Origin of the sequence: Neisseria sicca VK64 (genome assembly GCF_000260655.1) — a bacterium.
Classification (GTDB): Bacteria; Pseudomonadota; Gammaproteobacteria; order Burkholderiales; family Neisseriaceae; genus Neisseria; species Neisseria sicca_B.
The window spans coordinates 1-16,851 of sequence record NZ_AJMT01000018.1 but is presented as its reverse complement, the minus strand read 5'-3'; the positions used below and the strand labels follow the sequence as shown (position 1 = coordinate 16,851).

The 16,851-nt window shown below is 54.0% G+C and carries 15 protein-coding genes, 1 pseudogene and 1 riboswitch; of the genes and pseudogenes, 8 read left to right on the top strand and 8 right to left on the bottom strand.

The genetic code is table 11. From position 1 onward, the window contains the following. Positions 1-441 precede the first annotated feature (441 nt). The 3 genes from HMPREF1051_RS01580 (at position 442) to ileS (ending at position 5,446) form a co-directional block, all read left to right on the top strand. Complete coding sequence (locus HMPREF1051_RS01580; protein WP_003763392.1) at positions 442-1,827, top strand: GntP family permease; 1,386 nt, start codon at positions 442-444, stop codon at positions 1,825-1,827. An 80-nt stretch (positions 1,828-1,907) separates the two neighbouring features. Beyond that, positions 1,908-2,426: a gluconokinase, GntK/IdnK-type gene (locus HMPREF1051_RS01575; protein ID WP_003763385.1), complete on the top strand. Its 519-nt coding sequence runs from the start codon at positions 1,908-1,910 to the stop codon at positions 2,424-2,426. A 227-nt stretch (positions 2,427-2,653) separates the two neighbouring features. Continuing rightward, entirely contained in the window at positions 2,654-5,446 is a 2,793-nt protein-coding gene (gene ileS / locus HMPREF1051_RS01570; protein WP_003763374.1) for an isoleucine--tRNA ligase, read from the top strand. Between the two features lie 104 nt (positions 5,447-5,550). On the opposite strand, the gene HMPREF1051_RS01565 is transcribed toward ileS, so the two are convergent. Then, complete coding sequence (locus tag HMPREF1051_RS01565; RefSeq protein WP_003763351.1) at positions 5,551-6,045, bottom strand: DMP19 family protein; 495 nt, start codon at positions 6,043-6,045, stop codon at positions 5,551-5,553. A 163-nt stretch (positions 6,046-6,208) separates the two neighbouring features. Between HMPREF1051_RS01565 and HMPREF1051_RS01560 the strand changes: the two genes are divergently transcribed. Both HMPREF1051_RS01560 and HMPREF1051_RS01555 read left to right on the top strand, forming a co-directional pair. After that, positions 6,209-6,400: a zinc-finger domain-containing protein gene (locus HMPREF1051_RS01560; protein ID WP_003763364.1), complete on the top strand. Its 192-nt coding sequence runs from the start codon at positions 6,209-6,211 to the stop codon at positions 6,398-6,400. Between the two features lie 6 nt (positions 6,401-6,406). Continuing rightward, on the top strand, positions 6,407-6,754 hold the full coding sequence (locus HMPREF1051_RS01555; RefSeq protein WP_003763387.1) for a hypothetical protein: 348 nt from the start codon (positions 6,407-6,409) through the stop codon (positions 6,752-6,754). A 249-nt stretch (positions 6,755-7,003) separates the two neighbouring features. Here HMPREF1051_RS01555 and HMPREF1051_RS01550 read toward each other — a convergent pair whose 3' ends face one another. From HMPREF1051_RS01550 to HMPREF1051_RS01520, 6 genes are all read right to left on the bottom strand, one after another. Further along, positions 7,004-7,828: an undecaprenyl-diphosphate phosphatase gene (locus tag HMPREF1051_RS01550; RefSeq protein WP_003763369.1), complete on the bottom strand. Its 825-nt coding sequence runs from the start codon at positions 7,826-7,828 to the stop codon at positions 7,004-7,006. A 211-nt stretch (positions 7,829-8,039) separates the two neighbouring features. Next, positions 8,040-8,684: a thiol:disulfide interchange protein DsbA/DsbL gene (locus HMPREF1051_RS01545; RefSeq protein WP_003763359.1), complete on the bottom strand. Its 645-nt coding sequence runs from the start codon at positions 8,682-8,684 to the stop codon at positions 8,040-8,042. A gap of 10 nt (positions 8,685-8,694) precedes the next feature. Further along, entirely contained in the window at positions 8,695-9,789 is a 1,095-nt protein-coding gene (locus tag HMPREF1051_RS01540; RefSeq protein WP_003763376.1) for an SPOR domain-containing protein, read from the bottom strand. A 457-nt stretch (positions 9,790-10,246) separates the two neighbouring features. Further along, on the bottom strand, positions 10,247-11,743 hold the full coding sequence (locus tag HMPREF1051_RS01535; RefSeq protein WP_003763363.1) for a YifB family Mg chelatase-like AAA ATPase: 1,497 nt from the start codon (positions 11,741-11,743) through the stop codon (positions 10,247-10,249). 13 nt (positions 11,744-11,756) lie between these two features. After that, entirely contained in the window at positions 11,757-12,077 is a 321-nt protein-coding gene (locus HMPREF1051_RS01530) for an accessory factor UbiK family protein (protein ID WP_003763371.1), read from the bottom strand. Between the two features lie 199 nt (positions 12,078-12,276). Continuing rightward, on the bottom strand, positions 12,277-13,341 hold the full coding sequence (locus tag HMPREF1051_RS01520) for a DUF1176 domain-containing protein (protein WP_003763379.1): 1,065 nt from the start codon (positions 13,339-13,341) through the stop codon (positions 12,277-12,279). Positions 13,342-13,364: 23 nt separating this feature from the next. Between HMPREF1051_RS01520 and HMPREF1051_RS14005 the strand changes: the two are divergent. Further along, positions 13,365-13,472 (top strand): annotated as a pseudogene (locus HMPREF1051_RS14005) (IS5/IS1182 family transposase); the annotation flags it as partial. A gap of 151 nt (positions 13,473-13,623) precedes the next feature. Here the strand turns inward: HMPREF1051_RS14005 and metK are convergent. Beyond that, on the bottom strand, positions 13,624-14,793 hold the full coding sequence (metK, locus tag HMPREF1051_RS01515) for a methionine adenosyltransferase (RefSeq protein WP_009312787.1): 1,170 nt from the start codon (positions 14,791-14,793) through the stop codon (positions 13,624-13,626). 192 nt (positions 14,794-14,985) lie between these two features. Next, positions 14,986-15,095, bottom strand: a riboswitch (SAM-I-IV-variant riboswitch). A 92-nt stretch (positions 15,096-15,187) separates the two neighbouring features. Here metK and HMPREF1051_RS01510 point away from each other — a divergent pair. Then, entirely contained in the window at positions 15,188-16,237 is a 1,050-nt protein-coding gene (locus HMPREF1051_RS01510) for an FAD:protein FMN transferase (protein ID WP_036491118.1), read from the top strand. Positions 16,238-16,275: 38 nt separating this feature from the next. Then, on the top strand, positions 16,276-16,497 hold the full coding sequence (gene nqrM / locus HMPREF1051_RS01505) for a (Na+)-NQR maturation NqrM (RefSeq protein WP_003757168.1): 222 nt from the start codon (positions 16,276-16,278) through the stop codon (positions 16,495-16,497). Positions 16,498-16,851 lie beyond the last annotated feature (354 nt).

Below are 16,851 nucleotides of genomic sequence, written 5' to 3'. Positions count from 1 at the left end.
CGGAACCGATTCACTTGGTGCTTCAGCACCTTAGAGAATCGTTCTCTTTGAGCTAAGGCAAGGCAACGCCGTACTGGTTTAAAGTTAATCCACTATACAAACCCACATCCTTGAATACGTCCCAACCCACATATCGGATTTTCCCAACTTAAGGTCGTCTGAAATTGTTTCAGACGACCTTTTTTGCCAAATATTTCATGTTCAACACGCAATAAAGAAACTTTCAGACGACCTCTCCGACTTATCGGATACCTCATCCGACCTTGTCTTTTCCACCCTCTATTTTGTCTCTCATTTATTATTAAAATTCATCTAAAAATTAGACGCTTATAGACTCAAAATTCCACCATACCGCCCCGTTGCAAATCGTGCTATGGTTCATTTAATACGTTTGAAAAACATTAACTACCTTGTATTCTGATTACAAAGAAAGGCTTCAAAATGGATGGTTGGACTCAGACTTTGAGTGCGGGTTGGCTGCTGGGTATTGCGGCGATGGCGATCGTGCTGATTTTGCTGTTGATTGTGAAACTGCGTGTCCATGCGCTGTTGACCTTGGTGTCGGTGAGCCTGCTGACAGCGGTGGCGACAGGGCTGCCGATGGATAAGATTGTGAACGACGTTCTGTTGAAAAACTTCGGCGGTACGCTCGGCAGCGTGGCTTTGCTGGTCGGCTTGGGCGCGATGCTCGGGCGGCTGGTGGAAACTTCGGGCGGGGCGCAGTCGTTGGCTGATGCGCTGATTCGGATGTTCGGCGAAAAACGCGCGCCGTTTGCTTTGGGCGTGGCGTCGCTGATTTTCGGTTTCCCGATTTTCTTTGATGCGGGATTGGTGGTGATGCTACCGATTGTCTTCGCGACGGCGCGGCGCATGAAGCAGGACGTATTGCCTTATGCTCTGGCGTCTATCGGCGCGTTTTCGGTGATGCACGTTTTCCTGCCGCCCCACCCCGGTCCGATTGCGGCTTCGGAATTTTATTCGGCGAACATCGGGCAGGTACTGATTTTGGGATTGCCCGTCGCCATGTTCACTTGGTATGTCAGCGGTTATCTGCTTGGGAAGGTTTTAGGACGCACCATCCGCGTTCCCGTTCCCGATTTGCTCAGCGGCGGCGCGGTGGACAACGACCGGCCGCAAACGCCTGCCAAGGCTTCGACCGTGGTCGGCATTATGCTGATTCCTATGCTGTTGATTTTTATGAACACGGGGCTGTCCACCTTAATCAGTGAAAAAGTCGTCAGCGCGGACGAACATTGGGTACAGGTGGCGCGCATGATCGGCTCGACCCCTGTCGCGCTGCTGATTTCGGTTTTGGTGGCACTTTATGTTTTGGGCAGAAAACGCGGCGAAAAGGCAAGCGCGCTGGAGAAAACGGTGGACGGCGCACTCGCCCCCGTTTGTTCGGTCATCTTGATTACCGGCGCGGGCGGGATGTTCGGCGGCGTGTTGCGCGCGTCGGGCATCGGTCAGGCGTTGGCGGACAGCATGGCAGATTTGGGCATACCCGTATTGCTGGGCTGCTTCTTGGTGGCATTGGCGCTACGTATCGCGCAAGGTTCGGCAACCGTCGCGCTGACCACCGCCGCCGCATTGATGGCGCCCGCCGTTGCCGCCGCAGGCTTCAACGACTGGCAACTCGCCTGCGTCGTTTTGGCAACCGCGGCAGGCTCGGTCGGTTGCAGCCACTTCAACGACTCGGGCTTCTGGCTGGTCGGCCGCCTTTTGGATATGGACGTACCGACCACGCTGAAAACATGGACGGTCAACCAAACGCTGATTGCCGCCATCGGTTTTTCAGTGTCGGCGCTGCTGTTTGCCGTGGTTTGAGGTCGTCTGAAAACGGTTTTGAGACGCTCTAAACCGTCTGCCCGACCTTATATTTTTCAAATCCAACAAAGGAAGAGAACATGACGACGCATTTTGTGATGATGGGCGTTTGCGGCTGCGGCAAAACCACCGCCGCCCTGTCCCTGCAAAAACACCTCGACCAATGTCCCTACGCCGAAGGCGACGATTTCCACACCCAAGCCAACCGCGACAAAATGGGCGCGGGCATCCCGCTGACTGACGAAGACCGCTATCCGTGGCTCTGCAACCTACGCGACTGGATGACGGAACAGGCGCAAAGCGGCGCGGCGTACACCATCGTTACCTGCTCCGCCTTGAAACGCCAATACCGCGACATCCTGCGCGGCGCACAAGGCAAAACCGCCTTCATCCACCTGACACCGCCGCAAGCCATCAACCTCGAGCGCATGATGGCGCGCCAAGGGCATTACATGAAGGCGGGGATGCTGGATTCGCAACTGGAAATCCTGGAAGAACTCGGCGCAGACGAATACGGCGTCAAAATCGACAATCCCGGTTCGCCCGAAGCCGTAGAAGCCGATATTTTGGCGTGGGTTAAGGCGGAAGGTTTGTTGTGAAGAAAGCGTGTAAACAGGTATAAGGAAGGTCGTCTGAAAACAGATAGGTCACATTTCGACAAAACAAGTTTTCAGACGACCTTTCTCTTTGTCCGCCGCCATCCCGCATACCCAAACCCCTTATAAAAACAATACAATTCGGCTACAATAGCCCTTTGCATTTTTTCAGACGACCTTAGCGAAACGTCGTCTGAAACCGAAATACCGAAACCATAGAGAATCACAACATGACCGATTACAGCAAAACCGTAAACCTGCTCGAAAGCCCGTTTCCGATGCGCGGCAACCTTGCCAAGCGCGAGCCTGCGTGGCTGAAAAGCTGGTACGAGCACAAACGCTATCAAAAACTGCGCGAAATCGCCAAAGGCCGTCCGAAATTCATCCTGCACGACGGCCCGCCGTATGCCAACGGCGACATCCACATCGGTCATGCCGTCAACAAAATCCTCAAAGACATCATTATCCGCAGCAAAACCCAAGCCGGTTTCGATGCGCCTTATGTGCCGGGCTGGGACTGCCACGGCCTGCCCATCGAAGTGATGGTGGAAAAGCTGCACGGCAAAGACATGCCCAAAGCGCGTTTCCGCGAATTGTGCCGCGAATACGCCGCCGAGCAGGTTGCCCGTCAGAAAAAAGACTTCATCCGTCTGGGCGTGTTGGGCGATTGGGACAACCCCTACCTGACCATGGATTTCAAAACCGAGGCGGATACCGTGCGTATGCTCGGCGAAATCTACAAATCGGGCTATCTCTACCGCGGCGCGAAACCGGTTCAGTTCTGCTTGGACTGCGGCTCTTCGCTGGCGGAAGCGGAAGTGGAATACAAAGACAAAGTATCGCCTGCGATTGACGTTGGCTATCCGTTTAAAGACACCGCCGCGCTTGCCGCCGCATTCGGTTTGGCAGGTATCGAAGGCAAAGCGTTTGCCGTCATCTGGACGACCACGCCTTGGACGTTGCCCGCAAGCCAAGCCGTGTCTGTGGGTGCGGACGTGGTGTATCAATTAATCGATACGCCCAAAGGCAAATTGGTATTGGCGAAAGATTTGGCGGAAGATGCGCTTAAACGCTACGGCTTCGTTTCAGACGACCTCAACGTCCTCGCTGAAACCACCGGCGACAAGCTGGAAAACCTGCACATGAATCATCCGTTCCTCGAACGCGATATTCTCATGCTCAACGGCGAACATGTTACCACCGACGCCGGTACGGGCTTGGTGCACACCGCCCCCGCGCACGGTTTGGAAGACTACGCCGTCTGCAACAAATACGGCATCGAGCTTTACAACCCCGTCAACGCCGAAGGCAAATACATCAGCGAAACGCCGCGCGTTGCCGGCATGAGCGTTTGGGAAGCGAATCCCGTCATCCTGCAATGGCTGGAAGAAACCGGCAACCTCTTGGCAAGCAGCAAAATCGAACACAGCTACGCCCACTGCTGGCGCCACAAAACCCCGCTGATTTACCGCGCGACAGGCCAATGGTTTATCGGCATGGACAAAGCCGGAAGCGACGGCAAAACCCTGCGCGACAAAGCCATCAAAGCCGTGGACGACACCGAATTCTTCCCGTCTTGGGGTCGTGCGCGCCTGGAAGCCATGATCGAAGGCCGCCCCGACTGGGTCGTTTCGCGCCAACGCTATTGGGGCACGCCGATGACCTTCTTCGTCCACAAAGAAACGGGCGAACTGCATCCGAAATCCGCCGAACTTTTGGAAAAAATCGCCTTGAAAATCGAAGAAAAAGGCATCGAAGCATGGTTCTCCCTCGATAAAAGCGAATTGTTGAGCGCGGAAGATTGCGAAAACTACGACAAACTTTCCGATACGATGGACGTATGGTTCGACTCCGGTTCGACCCATTATTCCGTCTTGAAACAGCGCGAAGAATTGGACTGGCCCGCCGACCTCTACCTCGAAGGCAGCGACCAACACCGCGGCTGGTTCCAATCCTCCATGCTAACCGGCTGCGCCTCATCCATGGGACGCGCCCCGTACAAACAGCTTCTGACCCACGGTTTCGTGGTGGACCAAAACGGCCGCAAAATGTCGAAATCCATCGGCAACGTCGTCGCACCGCAAGAAGTCTATAACGAGTTCGGTGCCGACATCCTGCGCCTGTGGGCGGCATCCACCGATTACAGCGGCGAATTGGCAATTTCCAAAGAAATCCTCAAACGCGTCACCGAAAGCTACCGCCGCATCCGCAACACCTTGAGCTTCCTGTTTGCCAACCTCAGCGATTTCGACCCGTTTGAACACACCGTACCGCAGGCAGACATGGTCGAAATCGACCGCTACGCCTTAGTGTTGGCGCGTCAGCTGCAAGAGCGTCTGGCAGGCGACTTCTATCCGCGCTATGCCTTCCACTTCGCCGTGAAAGACATCGTCGCCTTCTGCTCGGAAGACTTGGGCGCGTTCTACCTCGACATCCTGAAAGACCGCCTCTACACCACCAAAGCCGACAGCCACGCCCGCCGCAGCGCGCAAACCGCCCTGTATCACATCACACGCAGCCTGGTTCTCTTGATTGCACCGATTTTGTGCTTCACCGGCGAAGAAGCGTGGGACATCATCGGCGGCGGCGAAGAAGACAGCGTCCTCTTCCACACCTGGCACGAGTTCCCGCCCATCAACGAAAAAGCCGAAGCCGAACTGGTGAAAAAATGGACGGCAGTCCGCGAAGCCCGCGAAGCCGTAACCGCCGCCATCGAGCCTTTGCGCACCAACAAAACCGTCGGTTCGTCATTGCAGGCAGAAGCCGAAATCACCGCGCCGGAAGCCACCGCCGACTACCTGACCGCCTTGGGCGAAGAATTGCGCTTTGCCCTCTTGGTGTCCAAAGTCGAAGTCAAAACCGGCAGCGAACTCGCCGTAACCGCCAAAGCCAGCGACGGCGAAAAATGCGAACGCTGCTGGCACTACACCCACGACATCGGCTCAGTCGCAGGCCATGAAACCATCTGCAAACGCTGCGCCGAGAATGTCGATGGCAAAGGCGAAGAGCGGCATTACGCTTAAGGTCGTCTGAAAAAAGGTCGTCTGAAAACCGAATCAGGTTTTCAGACGACCTTTTGCTATCAATCGCCCAAACAGGGAAATCCGTTCAATTTCTTAACGTTCACTCAATCCGCGATCTCCGCAAACTTCCCCCAATTTGCCAACACATACGCCACAGCCGCCGCCATATCGTCGTTCGCGATTTCGTAATATTCGCCGTCCAATTCCTCAAAATCGGGAAACTCGGCACGAATCTCATCCAAAGACGCCCCGCTGTCCGCCATTTCCTCGATTTTCGCGCCGTCCCGCTCGTATAAAGCCTTCGCCTTATCCAAAATCTTAGGCGTCGGTTTAATCCGCCAGCGGCGCAGGCTGTCGGCGACGGGGTTATGGAACACATATTCGCCATAACCCGCCGCAATCAGTTGTACAAAACCGCCCTCCTGCACTTGGCTGTCCAAATAGCAGTAAGCCGTCAGTGTGTGCTGCTCGTCGTTCAAACACCGCATTTCCTCATCGCCTGCCGCATCCGTATAATCCAAATACGCCGCGCTCAATGTGTAGAGAAATTCTGCGGCGTCTTGAGGGTTCAAATCATCCTGCCGGAAAAGTGTCGTCATGTTAAAGCCCGTTTGAAAATAAAGCGATTTAAAGCTGATTCATCATAAAAACCGCATTATAACCAAAGCATTATCAAACCAAAACCTATTTTCAGACGACCTTTTACGCTGCACAAGCAGGCGATATATCGTACAATAAGGTTGGACTTACCAAGGAAAAATCATGAACGCAAACACCGAAACCGTCATTATCTACCCCAAAGACCTGCCGCTGCACTGCTCCGGTCCCAACCACGAAACTTGGAACGGTCATCCGCGCGTCTTCCTCCCGATTCAGTCCGACAGCGACATCGAATGCCCCTACTGCGGAACGCGTTACCATCTCGAAGGCCACATTCCCCACCACCATTATTGAGACGCTATGAAGAGATACGCCCTCCTGCTGTTGCTCGGACTGTGTACCGCCTGCGGTTCGTATAAAGCCGTCCGCCCCGATGCCCCTCTCGCCGTCGTCGCCGAAGCGCAAAACAACGCCATCCGCTACCAAGCCGCCGACGGCAGCCGCATCTCCGCCATCTACGTCAACAGCAACAGCCCGATGACAGTCGAACTGCGTCAGGGAAGTACGGTCGAAAAACTGACGCAAACCCATTCGATGACCAAAACCACGGAATACCGCAACGCAAGCACAATATGGCAGCTTCAGGACGGCTTCGCCACGCTTACCCGCGGTGGCAAAACCGTCGTATTCACCGAAATCATCGAATAATCCTGTCTGAAGTTCTTATCAAAAGGTCGTCTGAAAAACCTTAAACGATGGTTTTTCAGACGACCCCTGCGTTAAACCGACAATCCGGAACTTTCATTCCTGCATCTGGATTTGACAGGATGAATCACCTACGCTGCTTGAATCTATTGCGATATGGTGTATCCGGACAAATAAAAGGTCGTCTGAAAACCTTGTTTTCGAGGTTTTCAGACGACCTTTTATAGTGGGCAGGTTATTCCTGCTTCAACATCATGCAGTCCATTTGACCCAGCCCATATGCGAAGTCAGCAGAATCAATCCGCCGAAGACGATACGGTAATAGGCAAACGGAACGTAGTTTTTGCTGGACACGAATTTCAACAGCGATTTAATCGCTAAGAAACCTGCCAAGAAGGCGGCGATAAAACCGACGGCAATCAGCCCGATATCCTGCAACGTGAAGAGTTCATAGTGTTTAAATACGTCATAGCCGGTGGCGGCAATCATCATCGGCACGGCGAGGAAGAAAGAAAATTCGGTCGCGGCTTTGCGCTCAATGCCCCACAGCATACCGCCCATAATCGTACTGCCCGAACGCGAAGTCCCCGGCACCAGCGCGCACACTTGGGCGCAGCCGACCACAAGTGCGTCAATCGGACGCATTTCATCCACACTTTTGACTTTCGGTTTGACTTTGCTTTGGCGTCTTTCGACCCACAGAATAAAGAGCCCGCCCAACACCAGCATGATAGCCACGGTTTTTGGGTTAAATAGATATAATTTAATTTGTTTTCTAAACAGAAATCCCATCAAAGCGGCAGGCACGAACGCGATGGCAAGGTTCAGCACAAAGCGGTTGGCGGCACGGTCTTTGCCCAATCCGGACAAAACGGAGGTGAAACGTTGACGGTATTCAAAAATCACGGCAAGCACCGCGCCCAGTTGGATGGCGATTTCAAATACTTTGCCGTTGCTGTGGAAATTGAGCAAGTCGCCCAATACAATCAAGTGGCCGGTACTTGAAATCGGCAGAAATTCCGTCAAGCCTTCCACAATGCCCATAAGCAGGGCTTTTAATAGAGTCAAAATGTCCATATTGCTTTCTTTTTGGTTTTCAGACGACGTTTGCCCGTCTGGATTTCAGGATGAAGCGGTATCAGAATCGGAAAACTGCTGCGGTATGACGGTGTTTACCCCATCCCTCAGCAGTATCGTTTTTATGGATTTTACGCCGCCCAAAACAAACAGACAGTTCGGAAACCGCCTTATCTTTGCGGTCATTCCGAAACTGTCTGGCTAAATTCCGTCAGCGCGCGGCTTTGCCGGAACGCTCTTGGCGGACTTTGTTAATCAGCTCGCCTATGATTTTCTGCCCATTCGCCCAATCGCTGCTGAATATGACCCGATATTTGCCTCCGACGATGACGTCCGGCGTGCCGTCGATACGGTAAGTCTCGGTCAGGCTTTGCATTTTTTTAGCGGCTGCAAGGCTGGCGGGTGCGTCGTATGCGGCAATCAGTTTTTTGCTGTCAAAGCTTTTTTGTGCCGCCGCCCAGCTTTTGAAAGTGGCGGCATCCGCCAAATTGATTTTCTGCTCGTGTACGGCTTTGAAAATAGCGGGGTTTGCCTGATACTTCAAACCCGAAGCGTTAACCGCCGCGGCAACCCGCGCCAAGCCCAGCATTTCAGGCATCCAGACGACGTGTTCGGTACGCAGGTAAACGTCTTTCGGGAAAGTTTTGCTGTATGACAGCAAGACGGGATCAAAGTTTTGGCAATGTATGCAGAAATAGCCGAAAAATTCCAAAACTTCGATTTTGGATGCGTCTCGTTGCGGAATCGGTTTGTTCAAAACCGTGTAATCCACACCTTCGACCGCAGCCTGCGCGCTTGCGGAAAAGGCAAGCGCGAGGCTGAGGAGGACGGCTGCCGGTTTGGTTGTCCGTTTCATTGCTGCCTCCTTATTGAGCCGAACGCATCAGGCTGTTGATATTGTGTTTTTGCAAGTCTTTCTGAACGTTTTTTGCGGCTTCAGACGACATGCTGTTGCTTTGTACGCGGTAAACGGTTTTGTCGCCGTTGGTGCGTTCGACCACTTTGGACGAAATGCCCAGCATGGCGAGTTTGGCACGTTGCGCGTCGGCGCTGTTGCGGTCGGCGTACGAACCCATTTGCAAGATGACTTTCTTACCGCCTTCCGCAGTTTTGGCTTCGGCTTTAGCATTGTCGGCTTTGGCGGTTTGTTTGTCCGCTTCGGCTTTCTTCGCTTCTTTCGCCGCGCCTTTATTTGCTTCCTGACGTGCTTTTTCGATGCTGCCGCTGTTCAGGATTTGCTCGGGAGTCGGTTTGTTGGTTTTGACCGTTTCAGTTTTCTTGGCTTCGGCGGCTTTCTTCTCTGCCGCTTTTTTCTCGGCAAGTTTGCGCTCGGCGCGCGCTTTTTGTTTGTCCGTCAACTCGGCTGCCTTTTTGGCTTTATCGGCGGCTTCTTTGTCGGCTTTTTCTTTTTCTGCACGTTTTTTCGCAAGCTCTGCCTTTTTCTCGGCGAGTTTTTGTCTCAACTCGCGTTCGGCAGATTCTTTGTCTTCTTTTTCAGCTTCACGCAGGGCTTTTTCTGCTTCGCGGGCTTCGTCTTCTGCTTCATGGACGGCACGCTCTTTTTCCGCTTTTTCTTTGTCCGCACGCTCTTTTTCGGCTTTGGCTTTATCTGCCTTTTCTTTCGCTTCTTTGTCTGCGCGTTCTTTTTCTTTGGCTGCCGCATCGTCGTCGGCTTCGCTGCGTTTCTGTTCGGGCTTGGCTTCTTCTGCCGGACGCTCTTTCTCTACGGGAACGACGACAGGCTGCTCTTCAGTTGCGGGCTTGGACTCAGGTTTGGATTTTTCCTGCGGCTTGAGGATTTCAGGCTCGGTTTGCTGTTTTTGAGGCTCGGTCGCGCCCTTGAAGGCGTTCGGGGTGTCTTGATTCAGAAAATACAGAATGCCCCCGATCACGCCGGTGGCGAGGATGAGGCCGAAGAAAAAGCCGAAAAGGCCTTTGCCGTATTGAGTGTTCTTATTCATGAGATACCTATATTGATGATGCCGTTCAGACGACCTTTTGGCGGCAGAGGAATCTGCTGCTGCCATCGGCAGGGACGGGTCATTTTATCAATATCCTTTATATTGGGCAAAAATGCGCCGTTTGTTTACATGGTTTTTACGAAAACCGCCGTGATGTTAGGACGCGCTGACAATTGACCGACGACGGACTTCTTTTGCCCGAACAGAATACTCCGCATTGGACACACCAGCAAGATACCCGACCCGTCTAAACTTTTATAGTGGATTAAATTTAAATCAGGACAAAGCGACTAAGCCGCAGACAGTACAGATAGTACGGAACCGATTCACTTGGTGCTTCAGCACCTTAGAGAATCGTTCTCTTTGAGCTAAGGCGAGGCAACGCCGTACCGGTTTAAAGCTAATCCACTATACTTTGAATCTTCCGTTTTCAGCACCCAAGGTCGTCTGAAAAACCTTACAACGCGCGGCGGAAGCTGACGGCTTTCAAAACATGGCTTCTGCCGACTTCTTCATCGCCCGCCAAATCCGCCAATGTACGCGCCACGCGCATGATACGGTGGAAGCTGCGGGCGGAGAGGGAGAGTTTTTCCAACAGGCTGCCCAAAGCTTCCTGCGCTTCTTTTTGGATGCGGGCGGACGTGTCGAGTTCACTGACGCTCAAGGCGGCATTCACTTTGCCCTGCCGCGCGTATTGTTTGTCGCGGGCGGCGATCACGCGCGCCAACACGACGGCGCTGCTTTCCCCCGCTTCCTGCTGCATCAGTTCGGCGGCGGACAGGCTGGGGACTTCGATGGTCAAATCGATGCGGTCGAGCAGCGGGCCGGAAATTTTACTGCGGTAACGCGCGACGCTTTCGGGCGTGCAGCGGCAGGGTTTGACGGGATGCCCGAGATAACCGCAAGGACACGGGTTCATGGCGGCGACAAGCTGGAATTTGGCGGGATAGACGGCTTGGCGCGCCGCGCGGGAAATGTGGATTTCGCCGTTTTCCAAAGGTTCGCGCAAAACTTCCAAAACTTTGCGGTCAAACTCGGGCAGTTCGTCCAAAAATAAAACGCCGTGATGAGCCAATGAAATCTCGCCCGGACGCGGGTCGGAACCGCCGCCGACCATGGCTGCCGAACTGGCGCTGTGGTGCGGGCTGCGGAAAGGACGGTGGCTGTCGAGTTGTTGCTGATGATTGGGCAGGAGCGAACGCAACGCCCATACTTCGACCAATTCGTCTTCGGTCAAAGGCGGCAGAATACCGGGCAGCCGTTGGGAAAGCATGGACTTGCCCGTTCCCGGCGGGCCCATCATCAAGAGGCTGTGTCCGCCCGCAGCGGCGATTTCCAAAGCAAGGCGGGCGGTGTGCTGACCTTTGACATCGATGAGGTCGGGCAGTTTGGCGTTTTCAGACGACCTCTGCGGGACTTGGCAGTCGGTTTGCGCCAAGGGTTCGATGCCGTTCAAATGGGCGGCGACTTCACCTAAAGAACGCGCGCCGTAAACGGTAATGCCGCGCATCACGGCGGCTTGTTCTGCGTTTTCTTGCGGCAAGACGAAAGAACGCCCCGCCTGCATGCCTTGCCACGCCATCGCCAACGCGCCGCGCACGGGACGCAACATACCGGAAAGCGCCAATTCGCCGGCAAACTCGTATTGCGCGAGCTTTTCGGGTGCGATTTGTCCGGATGCGGCAAGGATGCCCAGCGCAATCGGCAGGTCGAAACGTCCCGATTCTTTGGGCAGGTCGGCGGGGGCGAGGTTGACGGTGATTTTTTTGGCAGGGAAGTCGAAACCGCTTTGGATGATGGCGGCTCGTACGCGGTCGCGGCTTTCTTTGACTTCGGTGTCGGGCAATCCGACGATATTGAAATGAGGCAGGCCGTTGGCAAGGTGGGCTTCCACTTCGACCAACGGCGCATTCATGCCGCTCAAGGCGCGGCTGTAAACCAAGGCAAGCGACATGTTTCAGACGACCTTATTCGCCGGCTTCGGTTTGCTGTTTGATTTCTTTGACGGCTTCTTCGGCTGCGGCTTCGGCAGCTTCCAATGCAGTCTGCTCAGGCTCTTGCGCGGCTTCGAGTTTTGCCAGACGCTCTTCCAGCTCGACCAGTTTGGTGCGGGTTTTAATCAAAACCTGCTGCTGGATGTCGAATTCTTCGCGCGTAACCAAATCCATACGGTTGAACGCGCTGCCGAGCATGGCTTTGACGTTTTTCTCCATGTCTTTGGCGGGGCTGTTGGCGATGGTTTCGCTGATTTTTGCGCTGACTTCTTCAAAGAGTTGTTTGCCGAACATAATCCGTATCCTTTATATCAGAATATATAAAATCCAAGCGTATTGTATAAGGAAAAAGGTCGTCTGAAAACGGGCATTCTGCTGTCGCGCCTTTTCCCTTCCAAACATCGCCCGCGTGTAGCAAATGCCCGCAAAATCACTCAATCTTGCGGGCATTTTTGAAACGGCTTTTGCCGTATGTTTCGATATTCGGCGTATTTTAACGCTCGACGCGGGCATCAAAAATCGGCAGCCACCACGCACCGCCGGTAAAGCCTTTGCACGAGCCGGTGGTGTGTTCCTCGCTGCGGACGAAGCTCTTGCCGTCCCACACCGCCGCACTGCTTGTCCAGCAGTCGCCTATGCCGCGGCCTTTGAAGCTGCCGCTGAGGGTGGCTGTTTTCTCGTCGAATCCGCCGTGCCCTCCGTATACCATCGGCGGCAGCACTTGTTCGATTTTGGTCAGCTCTTTATCGGCAATGGCATAGTAGCCGCTGGTTTGATAAGCACCGCCGATACAGATGGCCGAAATCAAAACCTGACGATCGTTGAGCGGATGGACATACAGGCTGCGGTTCCAACCCATTTGCTCTTTATTATGCAGGGCAGGACAGTAATTATCGTCGCCTTCGGAAACGCGGTTGCTGTTGCGCAGCAGCTTCATGACGGCGCTATGGCGCGGTGTGTCTTGTTCCAGTATATCGCCTGCTGTTTTCGGTACGGCAACGGAGCGGATGACGGGTTTGGGCTGCGGGCTGAGGACTGCCTGACTGCTGTTGCCTTTACGTATCAGCGCGGAAGGCGTATTCAGACGACCTTGGAATTCGTCCGCTTTCAACATTGCCGCCGCCGCGCCTTTGTCGGACAAGTGCCATTCATATTTTCCCGCGCGGATGCTGATTTTGCTTTCTTTTTTCAATGCTTCGAGCAAGGCGTTGGTTTGCGCGCTGCTCAATTTGCCTGTGCCTTTTTTATTCAACGCCAATTTGCCCAGTGATTTGCCGTTCAGCATCAATTCGCTGCGGGCTGCCACACGGGCGAGTTGACGCTCATCGTCGTTAAACGGCAGCAGGGAAACTTCGCCGGCAACGGCGGCGTTCGCCCCCGCTTTTCGGGTAAACAAGATGGAAACCGGCGTTTCTGTTTCGTCCGCCTGATATCCGGCAAGACGGCATGTGCCGGTATTGTCGCAAGCGATGTCCCAGTCTTGGTAATTTTGATAAAAGCCTTGTGGCGGAGCGGCCAGTGCGGTGGCGGGCAAAACAGCCAGCAGCCATTTTTTCATGATGTATTCCTTCAGTTTTATTTTATAGTGGATTAAATTTAAATCAGGACAAGGCGACGAAGCCGCAGACAGTACAGATAGTACGGCAAGGCGAGGTAACGCCGTACTGGTTTAAAGTTAATCCACTATATTGGTGGACGGGTAAAAGACGGCGCAGCAAGGAAACACAGTGCCGCGCTGCTTTTTTTGTAAAACATTATGATACTTCGTTTGCCAAAAAGTTTTTGACTCGGGACGGCAAAGGTCGTCTGAAACTCCCTTTCAGACGACCTTTATGCTTTTTTAGACGCCTGCGGCTGCTTTCAATGCGGCAGCTTTGTCAGTGCGCTCCCAAGTAAATTCAGGCTCTTCGCGGCCAAAATGGCCGTATGCGGCGGATTTGCTGTAAATCGGGCGCAAGAGGTCGAGCATTTGGACGATGCCTTTGGGGCGCAGGTCGAAATGTTCGCGAACTAAGGCAATCAGTTTGTCTTCGCTGATTTTGCCTGTGCCGAAAGTATCGATGGAAATCGAAGTCGGTTCGGCAACGCCGATGGCGTAGGAAACCTGAATCTGACATTGGGTCGCCAAACCTGCGGCAACGATGTTTTTCGCGACATAACGGCAGGCGTAAGCGGCGGAACGGTCCACTTTGGACGGGTCTTTGCCGGAGAATGCGCCGCCGCCGTGCGGAGCTGCGCCGCCATAGGTATCGACGATGATTTTGCGGCCGGTCAGACCGCAGTCGCCTTGCGGGCCGCCGATAACGAAGCGGCCGGTCGGGTTGATCAGGTATTTGGTTTCGGCAGTCAGCATTTCGGGCGGCAGAACCGGTTTGATAATCTGCTCGATCACGGCTTTGCTCAGTTCTTCATGGCTGATGGCAGGGTCGTGCTGGGTGGACAGGACGACGGTATCGATGCGTTTTACTTTGCCGGTTTCGCTGTCGTAAACCACGGTCAGCTGCGCTTTTGCGTCGGGACGCAGCCACGGCAGGCGGCCGTCTTTGCGCAATTCGCTTTGACGCTGCATCAGGCGGTGGCTGTAATAGATGGCAAACGGCATCAGGGTCGGGGTTTCGTCGCAGGCGTAGCCGAACATCAGGCCTTGGTCGCCCGCGCCTTGGTTCAGGTCTATGCCTTCGCCTTCGTTCACGCCTTGGGCGATGTCGGGGGATTGTTGGTCGTAGTACACGCCGACCGCGCAGCCGTTGGCATCAAAGCCCAACTCGGACGAGTTGTAGCCGATGCGTTTGATGGTTTCGCGTGCGACTTTGATGTAGTCCACATGGGCGGTGGTGGTGATTTCGCCCGCCAACACGCACAAACCGGTGTTTACCAGGGTTTCCGCCGCGACGCGTGCTTTGGGGTCTTGCGCCAAAACCGCATCCAAAATCGCATCGGACACTTGGTCGGCTACTTTGTCCGGATGGCCTTCGGAAACCGATTCGGAAGTAAACAGATATTCGCTCATTTCAATATTTTCCTTCAAAAACAAGCCGTCTGCTTTCAGACGACCTGTTGTTTCATCATACGTCCCACAACGGAAATCATAACAAAATTTCCACCTGCGCTCCATCCAAATGATAAATATTCCCACTTGGATAAAACGGTTCGGAATCCTGCCCGTACAGAACATACGGGCAAAAAAATTCCCGCATCAAGCGGGGGGGATTTGAATTGCCCTCTCGGACCACATCGGCTTTGCAGCCGTCCACCTTACCTTTCCGTCTGAAAAGCAGGTTGGCATGGAATTCCCAACTCTTAATGCAGCGCGGATGTTAGCAGAAAAGCCCCGCCCCCGCAAGCCGCGCGCCCTTGCGTTTTACGTTACAATACGTCGTCTGAAAACACCCGAACACCCTATCATGCACCTGCCCTCCGCCATTCCCGCCCTTGCCGCCGCCCTCATCTTTACCCTGCCCTTGGGCGCGTGCGGCAAAAAAACATCCGAACAAACCGTGCTTCAGGGCGAAACGATGGGTACGACCTATACCGTCAAATACCTTTCAGACGACCTCCCCAACCCGCCCGCACCCGAAGCCGTGAAAAAGCAGATTGACGGTGCGCTCGAAGAAGTCAACCGCCAAATGTCCACCTACCGCGAAGACTCCGAAATCAGCCGCTTCAACCAAATGCGCGAAACCCGCAAACCCATGCCCGTTTCCGCCGATTTCGCCGCCGTAACTGCCGAAGCCTTACGCCTCAACCGCCTCACACAAGGCGCGCTCGACGTAACCGTCGGCCCGCTCGTCAACCTTTGGGGCTTCGGACCGAACAAAGAAATCACCCGCGAACCCACCCAGGCTGAAATCGACAAAGCCGCCGCCCAAACCGGTACGGACAAAATCATCCTCACGCAAAACGGCAAACAAGCCACCCTCGCCAAAACCCAACCCGAAGCCTATCTCGACCTCTCCTCCATCGCCAAAGGCTTCGGCGTGGACAAAGTGGCAGGCGAACTTGAAAAACTCGGCATCCAAAACTACCTTGTCGAAATCGGCGGCGAATTGCACGGCAAAGGCCGCAACGCCCAAGGCGAACCTTGGCGCATCGGCATCGAACAGCCCAACATCGTCCAAGGCGGCAACACCCAAATCGTCGTCCCCCTCGACAACCGCTCCCTCGCCACCTCCGGCGACTACCGCATTTTCCACGTTGACCCGCAAGGCAGGCGGCTGTCCCACATCATCGACCCCAAAACCCGCCGCCCGCTGTCGCACCGCCTTGCCTCCATCAGCGTCGTCGCCGACAACGCCACCACCGCCGACGGCCTGTCCACCGGACTTTTCGTACTTGGCGAAACCGAAGCCCTCAAACTCGCCGAACAGCAAAACCTCGCCGTTTTCCTGATTATCCGCGACCAAAACGGCTACCATACCGAAATGTCCGGCGCGTTTAAAAAACTACTCCATTAATATCTACAGACTCATATCCATCCCACAGGAACACCATCATGAAAACCCTACTCCTCACCTTCGGCCTCTTCCTCCTCGTCATCCTCGGCATGGCGGTCGGCTACATTTTCTCCAAACGCACCATCAAAGGCAGTTGCGGCGGCATCTCTTCGCTGGGCATGAAAAAAGTCTGCGACTGCGACACCCCGTGCGACACGCTGCAAAAGAAACTGGACGAACAGAAACAGCAGGAAAGCAAAGGCATTACCGTCGATCACTGATTCTCGCCCGAATCAGGTTCAGCCTTGCTTTGAACTTGGCAACACAAAAGGTCGTCTGAAAACCGCATATTGCAGTTCAGTTTTCAGACGACCTTTGATTTGCAAGTTTGGCTGTTTTGAGGAAGCAGATAACGATTTATCGAAGCTGCTCAAATCGCCGTCATTTCCGTACAAGCAGGAAGGACAGGACAGATATAGTGGATTAACTTTAAATCAGGACAAGGCGACGAAACCGCAGACAGTACAGATAGTACGGAACCGATTCACTTGGTGCTTCAGCACCTTAGAGAATCGTTCTCTTTGAGCTAAGGCGAGGCAACGCCGTACTGGTTTAAAGTTAATCCACTATACTTT